Genomic DNA, 17,074 nt, shown 5'->3' with positions numbered 1-17,074 from the left:
CTGCTCTGGGCGTGGAGATCGACGCCGACCTCCTGGAACTCGCGCTGACCCACCGCTCGTACGCGTACGAGAAGGGTGGGTTGCCGACCAACGAGCGCCTCGAGTTCCTCGGGGACTCGGTGCTCGGGCTCGTGGTCACCCACGAGCTCTACACCCGCTACGCCGACGTCTCCGAGGGCCGGCTCGCCAAGCTGCGGGCCGCTGTCGTGAATTCCCGCGCCCTCGCGGACATCGCCCGCGGGCTCGACCTGGGCGATCACGTGCGTCTCGGCAAGGGCGAGCTCGGCACCGGCGGCCGGGACAAGAACTCGATCCTGGCCGACACCATGGAGGCCGTCATCGGGGCGGCGTTCCTCTCGGTCGGGATGGACGGCGCGCAGGACTTCGTCCTGCGCCTGACCTCGCCGCTCATGGAGTCCTCCGAACGTCTCGGGGCCGGGACGGACTGGAAGACGGCGTTGCAGGAACTCACCGCGGCCGAGGGCCTCGGGGTGCCGTCCTACGCCATCACCGACTCCGGCCCTGACCACGCGAAGAACTTCACCGCCGACGCGGTGGTGGGGGGTACCGCGCTGGGGCACGGCGAGGGACGCAGCAAGAAGGAAGCCGAGCAGAAGGCGGCCTCGGCCGCCGTCGAGGCGTTGCGCGAGGCCACGGCCGCGGCCGCGCAGCGCGCCGCGCACTGATCTCGTGCCCGAACTCCCCGAGGTCGAGGTCGTTCGTCGTGGGGTGGCCCGGTGGGTGCTCGGACGGACGGTCTCGACCACGAGGTTCCTGAACGCCCGTGCGATCCGTCGCCACGTCGCCGGGCCGGAGGACGCCGCCGCCCGCACCAACGGCCTCGTCGTCGCCGACGCCGTGCGCCGCGGGAAGTTCCTCTGGTTGCCGCTCGCCGACGCCGACGGTCACGCCGAGGAGGCGATGGTCGTGCACCTGGGGATGAGCGGTCAGCTGCTCGTCGAGGCCGCCGACGCGCCGCCGGAGAAGCACCTCCGCGCCGTGTGGACCTTCGACGACGACGGCGAGGAACTGCGCTTCGTCGACCAGCGGACGTTCGGCGGGGTCGCCGTCGTGCCGCTGGTGGGGACGCCCGACGGTGGTCTGGGTGGGCTGGGGGAGTCCTCCGACGCCTCGTGGTCGAGGTTCCTGCCCGCTCCGGTCGCGCACATCGCCCGCGATCCCCTCGACCCCGCCTTCGACGACGCCCTCTTCGCCCAGCGCCTGCGGGAGAAGACGACCGGGTTGAAGCGGGCCCTGCTGGACCAGACCCTCGTCTCGGGGGTGGGCAACATCTACGCCGACGAGTCGCTATGGCGGGCGAAGTTGCACTACGCCCGGCCGACCCGGTCCATCACCCGGCCCCAGGCCGCCGCGCTGCTGGCCGGGTTGCGCGAGGTGATGAGCGCGGCGCTGGACGCGGGCGGGACGAGCTTCGACTCGTTGTACGTCAACGTGAACGGCGCGAGCGGGTACTTCGACCGGTCGCTGGCCGTCTACGGGCAGCTGGGACGGCCGTGCCCGCGGTGCGGGTCGCTGGTGCGTCGTGACGCGTTCATGAACCGGTCGTCGTTCTCCTGCCCCGGGTGCCAGCCGGTGCCGCGCATAGCGCACTGGTGAGCCCCGCCCGGGCGGTCCTCTTCGACGCCGACGGCGTCCTGGTGGACTCCCACGCGGGCTACCGCAGCGTCTGGGACCGCTGGTCCGCGCTGCACGGGCTCGATCCCGTTCTCGTGCACGCCGCGACCCACGCCCGCCGTCCGGTCGACACCATCGCCGCCGTCGCCCCGCACCTCGACCCGGGGGCCGAGCACACCCGCCTGCGGGAGTTCGTGGAGGAACTGCCCGGGGCCTTCCCGGTGTTCCCCGACGCCGCGCCGCTGCTGGCCGCGCTCCCGGCCGAGAGTTGGGCGATCGTGACCTCCGGCGACGCCGGGACGGTGCGGGCACGGTTGCGGGCGGGCGCCCTGCCCGTCCCGACGGTGCTGGTGGACGGGTCCGCGGTCGCGGTGGGGAAACCCCACCCGGAGGGCTACCTGCTGGCGGCGCAGCTCCTCGGCGTGGCGTCGGGGGACTGCCTCGTCGTGGAGGACGCCCCGGCCGGGATCGAGGCTGGACGCGCCGCCGGGATGCGGGTCCTCGCGCTGACGACGTCGCACCCGGCGGCGGACCTGGCCGCCGCGCACGTCGTCGTGGGTTCGCTGTCGCAGGCGAGCCCGCACCTCCTCACCTGGGCCTCGCCCGAACACCCCTAGCCGGAGTGCCGGGCACCGGCGTCCGGAACCACTCAGGCGGGGACGACCGGGGTCTGGACCAGGCCGATGACCTCGTCGGTGCTGAGGATCGCGTGGGCGTAGGTCGGTCCGTTGACCCGGGCGGCCTGCATGCCCTCCTCGCTGAACGCGGCGGTGCCGTCGTGGACGAGGGTCACGTGGAATCCCAGCTCCATGCCGGTGCGGGCCGTGGCCTCGACGCAGGAGTTGGCGATGAAACCGACGAGGACGATCTTGTCGATGTCCCGTTGGCGCAGGATCGCGTCGAGGTCGGTGTTGACGAAGCCGTTCTGCGCCCAGTGCTCGTACGCGACCAGGTCACCGTCCTGCGGGCCGAACTCGGGGTGGAACTCCCCGCCCCAGGTGCCGGCCTCGAACGTCATGTTCTGGGCGCCGGCCTTCTGGTAGTCGGTCAGGTGGCGCCAGCCGTCGAAGTCGCCTGCGACGGAACGGTGATGGGGGACGACGACTACCTGCACACCCGCCTTCCGCACTGCGGGTACGAGCTTGCGCATGTTCTCGTAGAACCCGACCGAGTCCGCGGTCGGCTTGGTGAGCTCGTACGCCTGGCCGCCCTCGGACATGAAGTCGTTGTAGGGGTCGACGATCAGCAGGGCGGTGCGGGTGTGGTCGTACGTGGGCGTGTCCATCGGAGTGCCTCTCGGTGGCCGGTCCGGACGACCGGATGCTGACTACGGTAACCATAGTCAGGCTGGGTGTCCATCTCGAAGTCAGGTAGGCTCCGGGGCGTGACGGCAGAACCGGTGACACCCGCGGAGGACGCGCTCTGCTCGATCGAGCGCGCCGTCGGGATCTTCGGTGACAAGTGGTCGTTCCTGATCCTGCGGGAGTCGCTCCTCGAAGGACGGACCAGGTTCGCGGAGTTCGTCCAGGCGCTGGGTGTGTCGCCGAGCATCCTGACCCACCGTCTCGATGTCCTCGTCGCCTCCGGGGTGCTCGAACGGCGGGAGTACCGGGAGTCGGGCGCCAGGTCCCGACGGAGCTACCACCCGACCCCGGCTGGCACGCAGCTCAAGGTCGTCCTCGGTGCCCTGCAGCAGTGGGGCGACGACTTCGTCCCGCCGACGGTCGGCAGCACCACGGCCCGGAACTCGTCGGCCTCCTCGGTGCCGGTCCGTATCGGGTTCGTCGAGGACCCCGACGTCCTCGTTCCGGTCGAGCAGGTCGCTTTCGACCACCTCCCGTCCCACCCCCTCCACCCGTCGCAGACGCAGGGCGGCCACACCCCCTGATCCACCGTCACGGACGTGCGGAAGCCCCCGCACCGAGAGGTGCGGGGGCTCTGTCGTGGGGTCAGCCCTTGAGCGCGCCACCGAAGTTGAACGCCCCGCCGAGGCGGCGGGAGAGCAGCACGTACAGGATGACGACCGGCAGCGTGTAGAGGATCGAGTAGGCCGCGAGCTGGCCCCACTGGACCGAACCGTACTGGCCGAAGAAGGTGAAGATGCTCACCGAGGCCGGCAGTCGATCGGGGGAGAGCAGCAGGATGAAGGGGATGAAGAAGTTCCCCCACATGCCGATGAACGTGAAGATCGTCACGACCGACATCCCCGGCCACATCAACGGCAGCACGATGTGGCGCAGCGTCTGCATCGAGTTCGCGCCGTCGGTCCAGGCGGCTTCCTCGAGGGTGAGCGGGACGCCGTCCATGAAGTTCTTCATGAGGAAGATCGACATCGGCAGCGCGGTCGTCGCCATGAACGCGACCGTCCCGCTGATGGTGTCGATGAGGTTGAGCTGCACGAACAGGCCGTAGACCGGAACCATGATGGCCGTGATCGGCAGACCGGTCGAGAACAGGATGGTCAGCAGGAACGGGCGCTTGTAGCGGGTGTTGAACCGCGACAGCGGGTAGGCGGCGAGCGTCGCCACCGCAATAGCGATGACCGTCGAGCCCACGCAGAGGACCAGCCCGTTCCACATCGGCCGGTAGGTCGTCTCCGGGGTGAGGATGGCCCGGAAGTTGTCGAGGCTGAAGTTCGACCCCGGCCACTCCAGCTTGAGGCCGGCCTGGGAGTTGAACGCGGCGAAGACGACCCACAGCAGGGGGACCAGGAACATGATCCCGAGGACGGCCGTGACGAGGTTGATGACGCCGACCGCGACCCGGGTACGGGGCCCGACGGGTTTGTTCGAGCCGACCGTGAGCTTGGTCGTGCTGAGCGCAGGGGTGGGGGTTTCGGTGGTCATGGGCGTCAGTCCTCGCGCAGCAGGCGCATGTAGATGATGGAGAAGACGCCGCCGACCGCGAGCAGGACGAGCGCGATGGCGGTGCCGTAGCCGATCTGACTGAAGGAGAAGGCCTGCTCGTACATGTAGAGCGGCAGGGTCTGGCTCTTGGTGCCGGGACCGCCTCGGGTCATCGTGTAGATGAGGCCGAACACGGACAGCGTCTGCAACGTGATGAGCATGAGGTTCGTCGTCACGGTGCGCTTGATCATCGGGACCGTGACCCAGCGGAGACGCCGCCAACCGGTCGCCCCGTCCATCTCGGCGGCCTCCTCGATCTCCTGGGGGATCTCGGAGAGGGCGGCGTTGTAGACGAGCATCGAGAACGCCGTCCCGCGCCAGACGTTGGCCAGGGAGACCGCGATGATCGGCAGGGTGTAGAGCCAGTTCTGGCCCAGTCCCAGCGTCCCGAGGATCTCGTTGAGGGTTCCGTCCTTGGCGAGGAACGCGTACCAGACGTAGCCGGCGACGACCTCGGGGATGACCCAGGCGCCGATGACGGTGATGCCCACCAGGGTGCGGACCGGCTTCGCGGACCGCTTCTGCAGCAGCGCGAGACCGAGGCCGAGGAGGTTCTGCCCCACGACGGCCGACAGGAACGTGAAGACCAGGGTCAGCACGACGGAGTTGCGGAACGTGTCACTGCTGAACGCGGCCCGGAAGTTGTCCAGGCCGACGAACTGGGTGTTGCCCGATCCCGCGCCGGTGAGCGCCGTGTTGGTGAACGCGGCGTAGATGCACCACAGGATCGGGCCGGCCAGGAACACCAGCAGCAGCAGGACCGCCGGCGTCAGGGGGAGGGCCCGGGCGATGTCCACCGAGATCGGGTGGGTCCTGCGCCGGAGTTCAGGCCCTCCGGGTGTTCCCGGGTTCGGACGGGTGATGGTGGCCACGGGACCTCCTTCCTGCTCGGGACGACGCTCAGAGCGTCGCGGTCTTGTCCTCGCCGACGATCCCCTTGACCGCCTCGTCGTACGCCTTCGCGGCGTCCTCGACGCTGGCCTGGCCGGTGACGACGGCTTCCATCGCGACCTGGATCTCGTTGGACACCCGCGGGTAGTCGGTGTTCTGCGGGCGGTACTGCGTGACCGGCACCAGGCTGGAGAAGAACTCCAGCGTGGGGTTGGAACCGGTGTAGTCGGCGTCCGCGGCGACGTCCTTGCGCACGGCGACGGCCGCGGAGTTGATGTTGTACTTCAGGTTGTTCTCGAACGACGTGAGCGTCGAGATGACCTTCCAGGCGTCCTCGGGGTTGGACGCGTTCTTGGTCATGGCCCAGGTCCAGCCACCGGACATGCTGATGCTGCCCTCGCCCGAACCGTCCCGCGTCGGCATCGGCGCCTGGCCCATGGTGTCGTTCCACTCCTTCCACGGCGCGCCGCCGGTGTCCAGCCAGGTGCTGGAGACCCACGAACCGTCGAGGTCCATGGCCAGCGTGCTGCCGGGCAGGAACTCCTCCTGGACCCGGGTGCCGACCTGGGCGTCGAGGGCGATCGTGGGGTCCGGGGCGAGCTTCTCGTCGAAGAGGGTCTTGAGGAAGGTGAGGGAGTCCTTGAACTCCGAGCTCCCCACGTTCCACTTGTCCTTGTCCGCGTCGTAGAGCGTCGAACCCGTCCCGTAGAAGATCATCTCGAAACCCTGCATCGACGCGGCCTCACCGGCGGCCTTGCCGGCGTAGACGTTGATCGGCGTGACGTTCGGCAGTTTCGCCTTGATCTGGCGGGCGGCGGTGAGGATGTCGTCCCAGCTGCCCGGCGTCCACGTCTCGGGCAGGCCGGCCTGCGCGAAGAGCTTCTTGTTGTACCAGAGCGCACGGGTGTCGGTGCCGTCCGGAACCCCGTAGGTCTTGCCGTCGGCGGCCTTCGCGGCCCCCTTGGCGACGTCCTGGAACTGGTCCCACTCCTCCCACTCGTCCAGGTAGCTGTCCAGCGGCTGCAGGTACCCGGCAGTGATGTCGGAGTTGATGAGGAAGGTGTCCTCGTACACGATGTCGGGCGACGTGCGCGGCGAGCGCATCATCAGCTGGAGCTTCGTGTAGTAGTCGTTCTCGGAGGCGACGATGGGCTGCAGCTCCATGGTCTTGCCCGCGTTCGCCTTCTCGTAGGCGGCCTTGACGCCGGTGAGGTAGTCCTTCATCACCGTGCCCGAGCCCCACTGCTGGTAGGCGACCTTGATCCCCTTGCCCCCGGAGTCGTCTCCGGACTGGGAACCGCCACCACAGGCTGCGGTTCCGAGCAGGGTGCCGGCGCCCAGGCCGGTAGCTGTCAGGAAGTTACGACGACGCACAACCCACTCCCTCGTGGCGGTGTCCGATGTGGTGCGCGCCGGCCGGTGGAGCTCCGGTGCGCCGTTCCGTGTCAGGAAAGTAAATCCAGTGGATTGACCGTGTCAACGGATCGGACGCATGATTCTGGGAACGATCCCAAGGGGGTCGCCGAGCGCGAGGAGGCGTGGTGCGACGTGGCACGAACCTGCCCTGGGTGGGCGACTACAACCAGGCGGTGGTGCTCGACGGCATCCGGCGCCACCCCGGCACGTCCCGCACGGACCTGGCCGGCGCGAGCGGGCTGACGCTGCAGACGGTCTCGAACATCGTCCGGCGCCTGGTGGAGCGCGGTCTGGTCCAGGAGGGGGTGGCCCTGCTGCGCCCCGGTACGGGCCCGGGGGCGGTGCGCGGGGCGGGCAAGCCGCGCACGGCCCTGTCGGTGCGCCCGGGGGCCGCGCTGGCCGTGGGCGTCCAGTTCGAGCGCGAGCACGTCGACGCCGTGCTGCTGGACCTGTCCGGGGTGGTGGTCGGGGTCGACCGCGAACCCCTGCCCGATCCGGAGGCCCCCGTGGAACTCGTGGTGGCCCACGCGGCCGGCCTCGTCCGCCGGTTGATCGACACCACGGGTGCGGTGGGGGTCCGCGGGGTCGGTGTCGCCGTCCCCGGGCCCCTGGACTTCGCCGGACCGGTGCGCAGTTCGGCGATCAACCTCCCTGGGTGGCGCGGGGTCGCCATCGCCGACCTGCTCCTGCGGGCCACCGGGTTGCCCGTCCTGGTGGAGAACGACGCGACCGCCGCCGCGGTCGGGGACCTGTGGCGTTCGCGCCGCACTGGGCGCAGCTTCCTCTACGTCCACGTCGGGGCGGGGATCGGCGGCGGTCTGGTGCTGCGCGACGAGGTGCTGCACGGGGAGTCCGGCAACGCGGGCGAGATCGGCCACGTCGTCGCCGACCCGGCCGGCCCGCCGTGTCCCTGCGGCTCCGTCGGCTGCCTCGAGGCCGTCGCCGCACCGGCCGCCGTGGTGCGCCGCTACGTGGAGCGGGTCGGCCCCCGGGCGGCGCGGGCGGCCGGGTTGCGCCTCGCCGAGCGGACCGTCCTGGACGACCACGACGTGCTGGGCACCCGGGCGGGCGCGGGGGACACCGTCGCCGCGGAGGTGCTCGACGCGGCGGCCGACGACATCGCGCGGGTGGTGCTCGGGGTGGTGAACGTCCTCGACGTGAGCGAGGTCGTCCTCGGCGGTGCGGGGTTGCGCCGAACGGGTGAGCGGCTGCGGGTCGCGTTGTCAGCCCGGCTGGGTGCGGCCATGACGCGCGAGGTCCACCCCGTCGGCGTGCGGCTGGGGGAGGCGGGGGAGCAGGCCGGGGCCCTCGGGGCGGCGAGCGCCGTCCTGCACGAGTCGCTGTCCTCGACCTGGGCCGGGGTCCACGCCCCGGTCCGGGCGCTGGTGATCTCGCCGGTCGCCCCGGTGCACTGAGCTCTGGCAGGATCGCCCGGGTTCCGCCCCGTCGACCCCGAGGTCCCGCATGTCGCACGCCCCTGTCCCGTCCGCCCTCGACCGCTGGTTCGAGATCAGCGCCCGGGGCTCCACCGTCGGACGCGAGGTCCGCGGTGGTCTCGCGACCTTCTTCACGATGGCCTACATCATCGTCCTGAACCCGCTGATCATCGGGACGCAGCCGGACGGGACCGGGGGCTTCCTGGGCGGTGGCAGCAGTCCCGACCTGGCCGCCGTCGCCGCGGGAACGGCCCTCGTGGCCGGGGTCGTGACCCTGCTGATGGGTGCGGTCGCGAACTACCCGCTCGCGCTGGCGACCGGGCTGGGGCTGAACGCGTTCCTGGCCTTCGGCGTGGCCAGCCTGCCGAGGATGACCTGGGCCGACGCCATGGGGCTCGTGGTCATCGAGGGCCTGGTGATCCTCGTCCTGGTGCTCACGGGTCTGCGGGAGGCGGTGTTCCGGGCCGTCCCGGCGCAGATGAAGATCGCCATCAGCGTGGGGATCGGGTTGTTCATCACGATCGTCGGGCTCGTCGACTCCGGCTTCGTCCGGGCCGGCAGCGGCACCCCCCTGGAACTCGGCATCGGCGGGTTCCTGGCCGGCTGGCCGACCCTGGTGTTCGTCGTCGGGCTCCTGCTGACGATCGTCCTGATGGTCCGCGGCGTCCGGGGTGCGATCCTCGCCGGGATCGTCGTGGCGACCGTCCTCGCGGTCGTCGTGGAGGGCGTGGCGAAGCTCGGGCCGCGCACCGGCGCCGACGGTTCCGTCGTGAACGCGCGGGCGTGGGGGCTGAACGTCCCGGAGCTGCCCGACCGGTGGATCTCCACCCCGGACTTCTCGACGCTCGGGCAGTTCTCGTTGCTGGGCTCGTTCCGGGTCATCGGCGTGGTCAGCGTCCTGCTGCTGGTCTTCACGCTCCTGCTCGCCGACTTCTTCGACACCATGGGGACCGTCGTCGCCATCGGGGCCGAGGGGGACCTGCTGGACGCGGACGGGAACCCGCCGCGGATGCGCCGGATCCTCGTCGTCGACTCGATCGCCGCGGCCGCCGGTGGTGCGGGCGGGGTCTCCAGCAACACGAGCTTCATCGAGTCGGCGACGGGGGTCGGTGAGGGCGCGCGCACGGGCCTCGCGAGCGTGGTCACCGGGGTGGCGTTCCTGCTGGCGACGTTCCTGGCCCCCGTGGTGTCGATCGTCCCCTACGAGGCGGCGACCCCCGCGCTCGTCGTCGTGGGTTTCCTCATGATGACCCAGGTCAAGGGCATCGACTGGTCGGACCTGGAGATCGCGCTGCCGGCGTTCCTGACGATCGTCCTGATGCCCTTCACCTACTCCATCAGCGCCGGCATCGGGGCCGGGTTCATCGCCTTCGTGGTGCTCAAGGTGGCCAAGGGCAAGGCCCGGCTGGTGCACCCGGTGCTGTGGGTCGTCGCGGTGCTGTTCCTCGTCTACTTCGCCATCGACCCGCTGAAGGAAGCCCTCGGGGTCTCCTGAAGGAACTCCCGGACGACGTCGACGAGGACGTCCGGGGTCTCGATCTGCGGGAGGTGGCCCGCCCCGGGGAGCAGGACGAACCCGGCCCCGGGGAGCGCCGCGGCGTAGGCGCGGCCGTAGTCGGGGTCCCCGATGCGGTCCGCCTCGCCCCAGACGACGAGGGTCGGGCGGACGGTGGCCGCCAGCCGGCCGGCGAGGGTCGGGTCGGTCATGGCCGTGCCGCCGTAGACCTGCAGGGTGGCGCGGTTGCCCGCCATCGCCGCGAGCCGCTCGGCGGGGAGCGTGGCGGGGTCGAGGCCGAACGTCGCGGGGTCGGCGTAGCTGCGCTGGGCGACCTGCTGCGGGGTGAGGGCGAAGAAGTCGGCGACGGGGTGGCCGGGGACCTCGATCCCGACGGCGTCCACGAGGACCTGACGACCGACCCGGGTGGTGTCGAGCAGCCCGAGTTCCGCCGCGATCCAGCCGCCGAGCGAGTTGCCGACGACCGTGACGTCGTTCAGGTCGAGGGACTCCAGCAGGCCGGCGTAGAGCCGGGCGAGGTCCCGGGGCGAGCTCAGGGTCTCCGGGCGGGGCGTCCCCTCGAAACCCGGGTGGGTCGGGACGATCACCCGGACGTCCGCGGCGGCGGCCAGCCGGTGCGCCCAGGCGCTGACGGTGAGGGGACCGCCGCCGCCGTGCAGCAGCAGGACGGGGCGACCGCGGCCCTGGTCGGTGCAGGTCACGTGCACGGTGGTGGTGTCGAGGGTGACGTCGATGAGGGTCATATAAGGAACCTTAGATCAGGTTCCTTGGATCCGCTACCCTGGGGACGTGGAACCTTCGTTGCAGGACGTCGGGCTGGCCGTCAAACGGCTGCAGTGGCGCCACCACCGGGACGCGAACCGGCAGTTGGCCACGCTCGGGGTCTCCCTCGTCCAGTGGGACGTGCTGCGACACCTCGACGCCGAACCCGAGGCCTCGCTGCACCGGCTCGCGGTCCTCACCTTCCAGACCGACCAGTCGATGGGCGAGCTGGCCCGGCGCATGATCGAGCGCGAACTCCTGGAGCGGGTCGAAGGGCCCGGCCGGGCGGTCCGGCACCGCCTCACCGCCGCGGGCGAGCAGGTGCGGGCGGCGGGGGGTGCCCTGCTCGACGAGGTCCTCGAGGAGTCGTTCGGCGGGTTGTCCGACCGTGACCGGGCGACGTTGCACCGGTTGCTGCTGCGCGCGCTGGAGCCGGGTTCTCCCTCGACTTCTCCCTCGACGTGAGCGGGTCGGGCTGCCTACAGTGGGTGGCGCGCGACGTCGACGGGTGTGACGAACCCCGAGCCGCGTCGGGTGGTCCCCGTCACCGGGCCGTGAGGCCGGCCCGTTCCGGGTCGGTGAAGGTGTGGTGGCACAGCGAGCAACCCGATCGCCCACACCTCCCGGGGTAGGAACTCCCGGAGGTGCCCGTGCAACGAACCCTGAACCGTGAGCTCCCGTCGCAGGTCGGACGACCCGTCCGGCTGGAAGGCTGGGTCCACCGCCGCCGACGGCTCGCGACCGTGAGCTTCCTCGTGCTGCGCGACCGGACCGGGCTGTCCCAGGTGGTCGTCACCGACGCGGCCGCCCGCAGCGGACTCGACGCTGTGCCCGAGGAGACCGTCGTCCGGGTAGAGGGGACCGTCACGGCCAACTCGCAGGCCCCCGGGGGTTTCGAGGTGACCTCGCCGTCGATCTCCCCGCTGGGGGCAGCGGCGGTGACCCCGCCCGTGGAGTTGTGGCGACCCCAGCTCGATGCCGCGTTGCCCACGCTGCTGGACCACGCCGCGACCACCTGGAGACACCTTGCGCGGCAGGCGCTGTGGCAGGTCTCTGCGGCGTCGCTGCGGGGGTTCCGCAGCACGCTGGACGGTCTGGGGTTCACCGAGATCGCCACCCCGAAGCTCACCGCCACCGCGACGGAGTCGGGCGCCAACGTGTTCGAGCTGGACTACTTCGGCCGTCCGGCCTACCTGGCGCAGTCGCCGCAGTTCTTCAAGCAGACCATGGTCGGCGCCTTCGAACGGGTCTACGAGACGGGACCGGTGTTCCGGGCAGAACCGCACGACACCGTCCGCCACCTCGCCCAGTACACCTCCCTCGACGCCGAATTCGGGTTCATCACCGACCACCGGGACGTGCTGGCCGTGCTGCACGACGTCCTCAGCGGGATGCTGGCCGCTGTCGCGTCCGTGAGCGACGTGGAGCTCCCGTCGCTGCCGGTGGAGGTCCCCGTCGTGCACTTCCGCGACGCCCTGCGCCTCGTGGGGGCCGACCCCGACGAACCCGACTTGGCCCCCGAGCACGAACGGGGACTCGGGCGCTGGGCGCTGCGTGAGTACGGCAGCGATTTCCTGGCCGTCGAGGGCTACCCCGCGGCGAAGCGCCCGTTCTACACCCACCCGCAGCCGGACGACCCGCGCTGGACGAACTCCTTCGACCTGCTGTTCCGGGGTCTGGAGCTGGTCACGGGGGGACAGCGCCTCCACGAGATCGGCGACTACGAGCGGGCCCTGGCCGCGCGCGGGGAGGACCCCGCCGAGCACGAGGGGTACCTCGCGGCCTTCCGGCACGGCATGCCCCCGCACGGGGGTTTCGCGATCGGCCTCGAACGCTGGACGGCGCAGCTCACGGGAGCGGACAACGTCCGGCGCACGACCCTGTTCCCCCGCGACCTGCACCGCCTCACCCCGTGAGGGTGGCGGCGGCGGTTCAGTCGAGGAGCGGGCGGAGGTTCTCGACCCACACGTCGTGGCCCACCTTCACGATGAGCGCCGCGACCACCACCAGGAAGACGGTGCGGATGAAGCGGGTGCCGCTGGCGATGGCCATCCGTGAGCCGAGGTAGCTGCCGCCCACGTTGGCCGCGCCCAGGAGCAGGGCCAGTCCCCAGACGACCGATCCGTGCGGGACGAAGAAGAGCAGGGCCCCGAGGTTGGTGGCGAAGTTCACGATCTTCGCCTTGGCGCTGGCCTGCAGGAAGTCGTAGCCGAGGAGGCTGACCATCGCGATGACCAGGAACGTCCCGGTTCCCGGGCCCAGGACGCCGTCGTAGACCCCGATGGCCAGGCCCACCGCGACGGCGGCGCGGTAGTGCGCGTGCCCGGAGAAGCGCAGCGACGTCGTCCCGCCCAGGGTCGGCCGCAGCAGGGTGATGGTCGCCACGGTGACCAGGGCGACGACGATGACGGGTTTGAACACCGCGACCGGTAGGGCCGCGGCGATCGAGGCGCCGCCGAAACTGCCCACGAGGGCGACCGCCGCCATCGGCAGGGCTGTCCGCAGGTCGGGCCGGGCCCGCCGGTAGTACGTCAGGGCACTGGTGGAGGTCCCGAAGATCGAGCCGAGCTTGTTCGTGGCCAGGGCCTGGACGGGGGCGAGACCGGGGACGAGCAGCAGGGCCGGGAGCTGCAGGAGGCCCCCGCCGCCGACCACGGCGTCCACCCAGCCCGCCGCGAAGGCGGCCAGGAGGAGCAGCAGGAGGGTCGGGACGGCGAGGTCGGGCGGGAAGAGGACCGCCGCGGACGCCGACGAAGCGATCACCGACGAGCGGCCCGGGGGATCAGCGCGGCGACGGCGTCGGCGACCGGGGTGGGACCGGCGGTGAGTTCCACGACGGAGCGGTTCAGCCGGGGTTCGGCCAGGGCCGCGTCGAGGAACCCGGCCACGTCGTCGCGCGGCACGTCCCCGTACTCCAGGGCTGCCCGCGCGGCGACCGTGCCCGTCCCGGGGGAGTCCACCAGGGTTCCGGGGCGCACGATCAGCCAGTCGAGGTCGGTGGCGGCGAGGTGCGCGTCGGCGTCCTTCTTGACCCGCACGTAGTGCTCGAACCCCTCACCGAGATCGCCCCCGCGCCCGGCCTCGGGGAACACCGAGACCAGCAGGAACCGGGACACCCCGGCCTGTGCGGCGGCGGCGGCGGCCTTGACCACTCCCTCGCCGTCGATGGCGCTGGTCTGGTCCGCGCCCGTCCCGTGGGCGCCGGCGCTGAACACCACGGCGTCGTGCCCGGCCAGCTTCGCGGCGAGCTCGTCCACGCTGTCGGCGACGAGGTCGCCGGCGACGGGGGTCGCACCCTGTTCGGCGATGGTGGCGGCCTGCGCCCCGGCGCGGTGCATCCCGCTGACCTCGACGCCCCGGGCGACGAGCAGGGCGCTGAGTCGACGCCCGACGCCGCCGGCGGCACCGATCTGGAACACCTTCACGGGAACCTCCTCCAGCCGGGCGGGGTCCCCGGCGTCGTACGATGGTTGTCGTAGTACGACGAAGACCGTAGCACCCGCCTGCGGAACGGAGAGGAGCGAGAGTGCGGACCCTGGAGCACCCCGAGAAGGAGCGGTTCTCCCTCGACGCCGTGCTGGCGGCCCTGGCCGACCCCGTCCGGCGGCGCATCGTGGCGCAGCTGGCCGGGGGGCACGACGACCAGGCCTGCATCGCGTTCGACCTCCCCGTGACCAGGTCGACCTCGACGCACCACTTCAGGGTCCTGCGGGAGGCCGGCGTCATCGACCAGCGCTACCGCGGAACGGCCATCCTCAACACCCTGCGCCGCGCCGACCTGGACGAACGCTTCCCGGGACTGCTCCAGGCCGTGGTCGACGCCCACGCGGCGACCCTCACGGGCGGGCGCGGGGGACGAGTCGCTCCAGCTGGGTGACGTGCTGGGGTCCGAGCTCGGAGACGTCGGCGACCTCGAGGAGCTTCATCGTCCGCACGACCTGCTCGGTGAGGATCTGGATCGCGCGGTCGACGCCCTGACGTCCACCGGCCATGAGGCCGTAGAGGTAGGCGCGCCCGACGAGGGTGAACTTCGCGCCCATCGCGAGGGAGGCGACGACGTCGGCTCCGTTCATGATGCCGGTGTCGATGACGACCTCGGTGTGGTGGCCGACCTCGCGGACCACCTCGGGCAGGAGGTGGAAGGGGATGGGGGCGCGGTCGAGCTGGCGCCCTCCGTGGTTGGACAGGATGATCCCGTCCACGCCGAGGTCGACGAGCTTCTTGGCGTCCGCGACGTTCTGGACGCCCTTGATGACGAGCTTCCCGGGCCACATGCCGCGGATGGTCTCGAGGTCGCCGTAGTCGATGGAGGGGTCCATCGCGTAGTCGAGGAGTTCCCCCACGGTGCCGCCGGTCTCGGTGAGGGAGGCGAACTCGAGCTTGGTGGTGGTGAGGAAGTCGAACCACCACCAGGGCCGGGTCATCGTGTCGAGGATGGTGGAGGCGGTGAGCTGGGGCGGGATGGAGAAGCCGTTGCGCTTGTCGCGCAGGCGGGCTCCGGCGATGGGGGTGTCGACGGTGAACATGAGGGTGTCGAAACCGGCCTTCGCGGCGCGTTCGACGAGGCCGTAGGAGATCTCGCGCTGGCGCATGACGTAGAGCTGGAACCAGTTGCGGCCCGTGGGGTTGGCGGCCTTCACGTGCTCGATGGAGGTGGTGCCCAGGGTGGAGAGGGTGAAGGGGATGCCGGCCGCCCCGGCGGCGCCGGCTCCGGCGGTCTCGCCCTCGGTCTGCATGAGGCGGGTGAAGCCGGTGGGGGCGATGCCGAAGGGCAGGGCCGAGGGGCCGCCGAAGATCGTGGTGGAGGTGTCGACCGTGGAGACGTCGTGCAGGATCGAGGGGTGGAACTCCACGTCGGAGAACGCCTGGCGGGCGCGGGCGAGGGAGATCTCGCCCTCGGCGGAACCGTCGGTGTAGTCGAAGGCGGCGCGCGGGGTCCGGCGCTTGGCGATGTGGCGCAGGTCCTCGATGGTGAGCGCGGACTCGAGGCGGCGCTTCCTGCCGTTCAGCTCCGGCTTCTTGAAGCTGACCAGCTCCAGGATCTCGCGGGCGTTGGGGACCTGACGTTTCACGACACTCCTGCGGTGGTGCGATCCGGGGCGTAGGTGGTGAGGTCGGCAGTCTGGCGCACCAGGGACCGCAGTGCCTCCAGGGACCCGGACAGGTCCCCGGCCGCGCGGGCCTGGACCAGGACGTTGCCCAGGGCGGTGGCCTCCACGGGCCCCGCGACGACCGGCAGTCCGCAGGCGTTCGCGGTGAGGCGGCAGAGCAGGGCGTTGCGGGCCCCCCCGCCGACGAGGTGGACGACGCGCACGGGGTGGCCGGACAACCGGACCGCGTCGGCGACGGTGCGGGCGAAGGCGTCGGCCAGGCTCTCCAGCACGCAGCGCACGACCTCGGCGGGTTCCCCCGGAGGACGGCGACCGGACTCCGCCACCGCCGCGACGACCCGCTCGACCATCGGTCCGGGGGCCAGGAACCGGGCGTCGTCGATGTCGATCACCGGTCCGCCCGGGGGGACCTCCGCCGCGGCGGCGAGGAGCTCGCCCAGGTCGACCCGGTCCCGTGCGGACCACTCGGCGACGCACTGCTGCAGGACCCACAGGCCCATGACGTTGCGCAGGTAGCGGATCCTGTCGTCCACGCCGCGTTCGTTGGTGAAGTTCGCCGCGAACGACTCCGCCGAGACGACGGGCTGCCCGAGTTCGACGCCGACCAGGCCCCACGTCCCGCAGGCGACGTAGGCGAAGTCCTCGTCCGCGGCCGGGACGGCGACCACGGCCGAGGCCGTGTCGTGCGAACCGACCGCCACGAGGCGGGTCGCGGGGTCCAGTCCCGTGGCGTCGAGCACGTCGGGACGCAGGGTCCCCAGGACGGTTCCCGGATCGTGCACGGGCGGCAGCAGCGTCCGCGCGAGCCCGGCGAGGTCCACGAGGTCGTCGGCCCAGCGTCCGGTCGCGACGTCGGCCAGGCCCGTCGTCGAGACGTTGGTGGCCTCCGCGCCGCGGACGCCGGACAGCCAGAACCCGAAGAGGTCCGGGAGCAGCAACGCGTCGGACGCCGCGCCCAGCAGCGGCCCGTCCGCCTCGGCGATCAGCTGGTAGATCGTCGTGAACGGCAGGTGCTGCAGACCGTTGCGCCGGTAGAGCTCCGCCCCGGGAACCCGGGCCAGGACACGCTCGGCGACCCCTTCGGTCCGGGGGTCGCGGTAGTGCCGGGGGGTCCCCAGCAGCGTCCCGTCGGGCGCCAGCAGGCCGTAGTCGACGGCCCAGGTGTCGAGCGCCACGGTGCTCGCCCCGGGGTTCGTGCGGGCGACGGCGCGCAGACCGACGAGGACCTGCTGCCACAGGCCGACGGCGTCGGTGACCAGCCCGCCGTTGACCGGGATCGGGCCGTTGGGGAAGCGGTGCAGCTCCTCCAGGTGGAGCACGCCGGGCGCGGCCGTGCCGAGCATCACCCGGCCGCTCGAGGCGCCGAGGTCCACCGCGATGTGGACGGACATCGTTCGGGCT

The 17,074-nt window shown here is 71.5% G+C and carries 18 protein-coding genes; 9 read left to right on the top strand and 9 right to left on the bottom strand.

The features are described from left to right. The first annotated feature begins 11 nt into the window (after window positions 1–11). The 3 genes from rnc to ACFQ46_RS12190 are packed head-to-tail and all read left to right on the top strand — an operon-like array spanning window position 12 to window position 2,252. Window positions 12–686: a ribonuclease III gene (gene rnc / locus ACFQ46_RS12200; protein WP_328292102.1), complete on the top strand. Its 675-nt coding sequence runs from the start codon at window positions 12–14 to the stop codon at window positions 684–686. A 4-nt stretch (window positions 687–690) separates the two neighbouring features. Then, a complete protein-coding gene (mutM, locus tag ACFQ46_RS12195; RefSeq protein WP_380259745.1) occupies window positions 691–1,617 on the top strand; it encodes a bifunctional DNA-formamidopyrimidine glycosylase/DNA-(apurinic or apyrimidinic site) lyase in 927 nt (308 codons plus the stop codon). After that, on the top strand, window positions 1,614–2,252 hold the full coding sequence (locus ACFQ46_RS12190) for an HAD-IA family hydrolase (protein ID WP_380259744.1): 639 nt from the start codon (window positions 1,614–1,616) through the stop codon (window positions 2,250–2,252). The genes mutM and ACFQ46_RS12190 overlap by 4 nt, the downstream gene beginning before the upstream one ends. A gap of 32 nt (window positions 2,253–2,284) precedes the next feature. Here ACFQ46_RS12190 and ACFQ46_RS12185 read toward each other — a convergent pair whose 3' ends face one another. Further along, on the bottom strand, window positions 2,285–2,920 hold the full coding sequence (locus ACFQ46_RS12185) for an isochorismatase family cysteine hydrolase (RefSeq protein WP_380259743.1): 636 nt from the start codon (window positions 2,918–2,920) through the stop codon (window positions 2,285–2,287). Between the two features lie 99 nt (window positions 2,921–3,019). On the opposite strand from ACFQ46_RS12185, the gene ACFQ46_RS12180 reads away from it, so the two are divergent. Beyond that, window positions 3,020–3,523 carry a winged helix-turn-helix transcriptional regulator gene (locus tag ACFQ46_RS12180; protein WP_380259742.1) on the top strand — a complete coding sequence of 168 codons (504 nt, stop codon included), beginning with the start codon at window positions 3,020–3,022 and terminating at the stop codon, window positions 3,521–3,523. Window positions 3,524–3,584: 61 nt separating this feature from the next. On the opposite strand, the gene ACFQ46_RS12175 is transcribed toward ACFQ46_RS12180, so the two are convergent. The 3 genes from ACFQ46_RS12175 to ACFQ46_RS12165 are packed head-to-tail and all read right to left on the bottom strand — an operon-like array spanning window position 3,585 to window position 6,806. Further along, window positions 3,585–4,481: a carbohydrate ABC transporter permease gene (locus tag ACFQ46_RS12175; RefSeq protein WP_380259741.1), complete on the bottom strand. Its 897-nt coding sequence runs from the start codon at window positions 4,479–4,481 to the stop codon at window positions 3,585–3,587. A gap of 5 nt (window positions 4,482–4,486) precedes the next feature. Beyond that, window positions 4,487–5,413 (bottom strand): carbohydrate ABC transporter permease, encoded by a 927-nt coding sequence (locus ACFQ46_RS12170; protein WP_380259740.1) that lies wholly within the window; start codon window positions 5,411–5,413, stop codon window positions 4,487–4,489. A 28-nt stretch (window positions 5,414–5,441) separates the two neighbouring features. Continuing rightward, window positions 5,442–6,806, bottom strand: coding sequence for an extracellular solute-binding protein (locus ACFQ46_RS12165; RefSeq protein WP_380259739.1), 1,365 nt, complete (start codon window positions 6,804–6,806; stop codon window positions 5,442–5,444). Between the two features lie 167 nt (window positions 6,807–6,973). Here ACFQ46_RS12165 and ACFQ46_RS12160 point away from each other — a divergent pair, with 167 nt between their 5' ends. Together ACFQ46_RS12160 and ACFQ46_RS12155 are read left to right on the top strand one after the other, a co-directional pair. Then, window positions 6,974–8,263 carry an ROK family protein gene (locus ACFQ46_RS12160; protein WP_380161525.1) on the top strand — a complete coding sequence of 430 codons (1,290 nt, stop codon included), beginning with the start codon at window positions 6,974–6,976 and terminating at the stop codon, window positions 8,261–8,263. Between the two features lie 49 nt (window positions 8,264–8,312). Next, window positions 8,313–9,779, top strand: coding sequence for an NCS2 family permease (locus ACFQ46_RS12155; RefSeq protein ID WP_328292095.1), 1,467 nt, complete (start codon window positions 8,313–8,315; stop codon window positions 9,777–9,779). On the opposite strand, the gene ACFQ46_RS12150 is transcribed toward ACFQ46_RS12155, so the two are convergent. Further along, window positions 9,734–10,543 (bottom strand): alpha/beta fold hydrolase, encoded by an 810-nt coding sequence (locus ACFQ46_RS12150; protein ID WP_380259738.1) that lies wholly within the window; start codon window positions 10,541–10,543, stop codon window positions 9,734–9,736. The genes ACFQ46_RS12155 and ACFQ46_RS12150 overlap by 46 nt on opposite strands. Before the next feature lie 46 nt (window positions 10,544–10,589). On the opposite strand from ACFQ46_RS12150, the gene ACFQ46_RS12145 reads away from it, so the two are divergent. Further along, window positions 10,590–11,027 carry a MarR family winged helix-turn-helix transcriptional regulator gene (locus tag ACFQ46_RS12145; RefSeq protein WP_380259737.1) on the top strand — a complete coding sequence of 146 codons (438 nt, stop codon included), beginning with the start codon at window positions 10,590–10,592 and terminating at the stop codon, window positions 11,025–11,027. A gap of 185 nt (window positions 11,028–11,212) precedes the next feature. After that, complete coding sequence (gene aspS / locus ACFQ46_RS12140) at window positions 11,213–12,478, top strand: aspartate--tRNA(Asn) ligase (protein WP_380259736.1); 1,266 nt, start codon at window positions 11,213–11,215, stop codon at window positions 12,476–12,478. A gap of 16 nt (window positions 12,479–12,494) precedes the next feature. Here the strand turns inward: aspS and ACFQ46_RS12135 are convergent, their stop codons facing one another. Both ACFQ46_RS12135 and ACFQ46_RS12130 read right to left on the bottom strand, forming a co-directional pair. Next, the gene (locus tag ACFQ46_RS12135) at window positions 12,495–13,325 is read right to left on the bottom strand and encodes a sulfite exporter TauE/SafE family protein (RefSeq protein WP_380259735.1); all 831 of its coding nucleotides are present in this window, start codon (window positions 13,323–13,325) and stop codon (window positions 12,495–12,497) included. Next, on the bottom strand, window positions 13,322–13,987 hold the full coding sequence (locus ACFQ46_RS12130; protein WP_380259734.1) for an NAD(P)H-binding protein: 666 nt from the start codon (window positions 13,985–13,987) through the stop codon (window positions 13,322–13,324). Before ACFQ46_RS12130 ends, ACFQ46_RS12135 begins: the two co-directional genes overlap by 4 nt. Before the next feature lie 101 nt (window positions 13,988–14,088). On the opposite strand from ACFQ46_RS12130, the gene ACFQ46_RS12125 reads away from it, so the two are divergent. Beyond that, window positions 14,089–14,439, top strand: a complete 351-nt coding sequence (locus tag ACFQ46_RS12125; RefSeq protein WP_380259733.1) for an ArsR/SmtB family transcription factor — start codon at window positions 14,089–14,091, stop codon at window positions 14,437–14,439. Here ACFQ46_RS12125 and ACFQ46_RS12120 read toward each other — a convergent pair. Continuing rightward, the gene (locus ACFQ46_RS12120; RefSeq protein ID WP_380259732.1) at window positions 14,399–15,634 is read right to left on the bottom strand and encodes an alpha-hydroxy-acid oxidizing protein; all 1,236 of its coding nucleotides are present in this window, start codon (window positions 15,632–15,634) and stop codon (window positions 14,399–14,401) included. The genes ACFQ46_RS12125 and ACFQ46_RS12120 overlap by 41 nt on opposite strands. Further along, the gene (locus ACFQ46_RS12115) at window positions 15,631–17,064 is read right to left on the bottom strand and encodes a rhamnulokinase family protein (RefSeq protein WP_380259731.1); all 1,434 of its coding nucleotides are present in this window, start codon (window positions 17,062–17,064) and stop codon (window positions 15,631–15,633) included. The genes ACFQ46_RS12120 and ACFQ46_RS12115 overlap by 4 nt, the downstream gene beginning before the upstream one ends. Window positions 17,065–17,074: the final 10 nt, after the last annotated feature.

Origin of the sequence: Kineococcus sp. GCM10028916, assembly GCF_042674865.1 — a bacterium.
GTDB lineage: Bacteria > Actinomycetota > Actinomycetes > Actinomycetales > Kineococcaceae > Kineococcus.
Note: the sequence above shows the minus strand (reverse complement) of the source record. Positions and strands in the feature narration are given on the sequence as shown.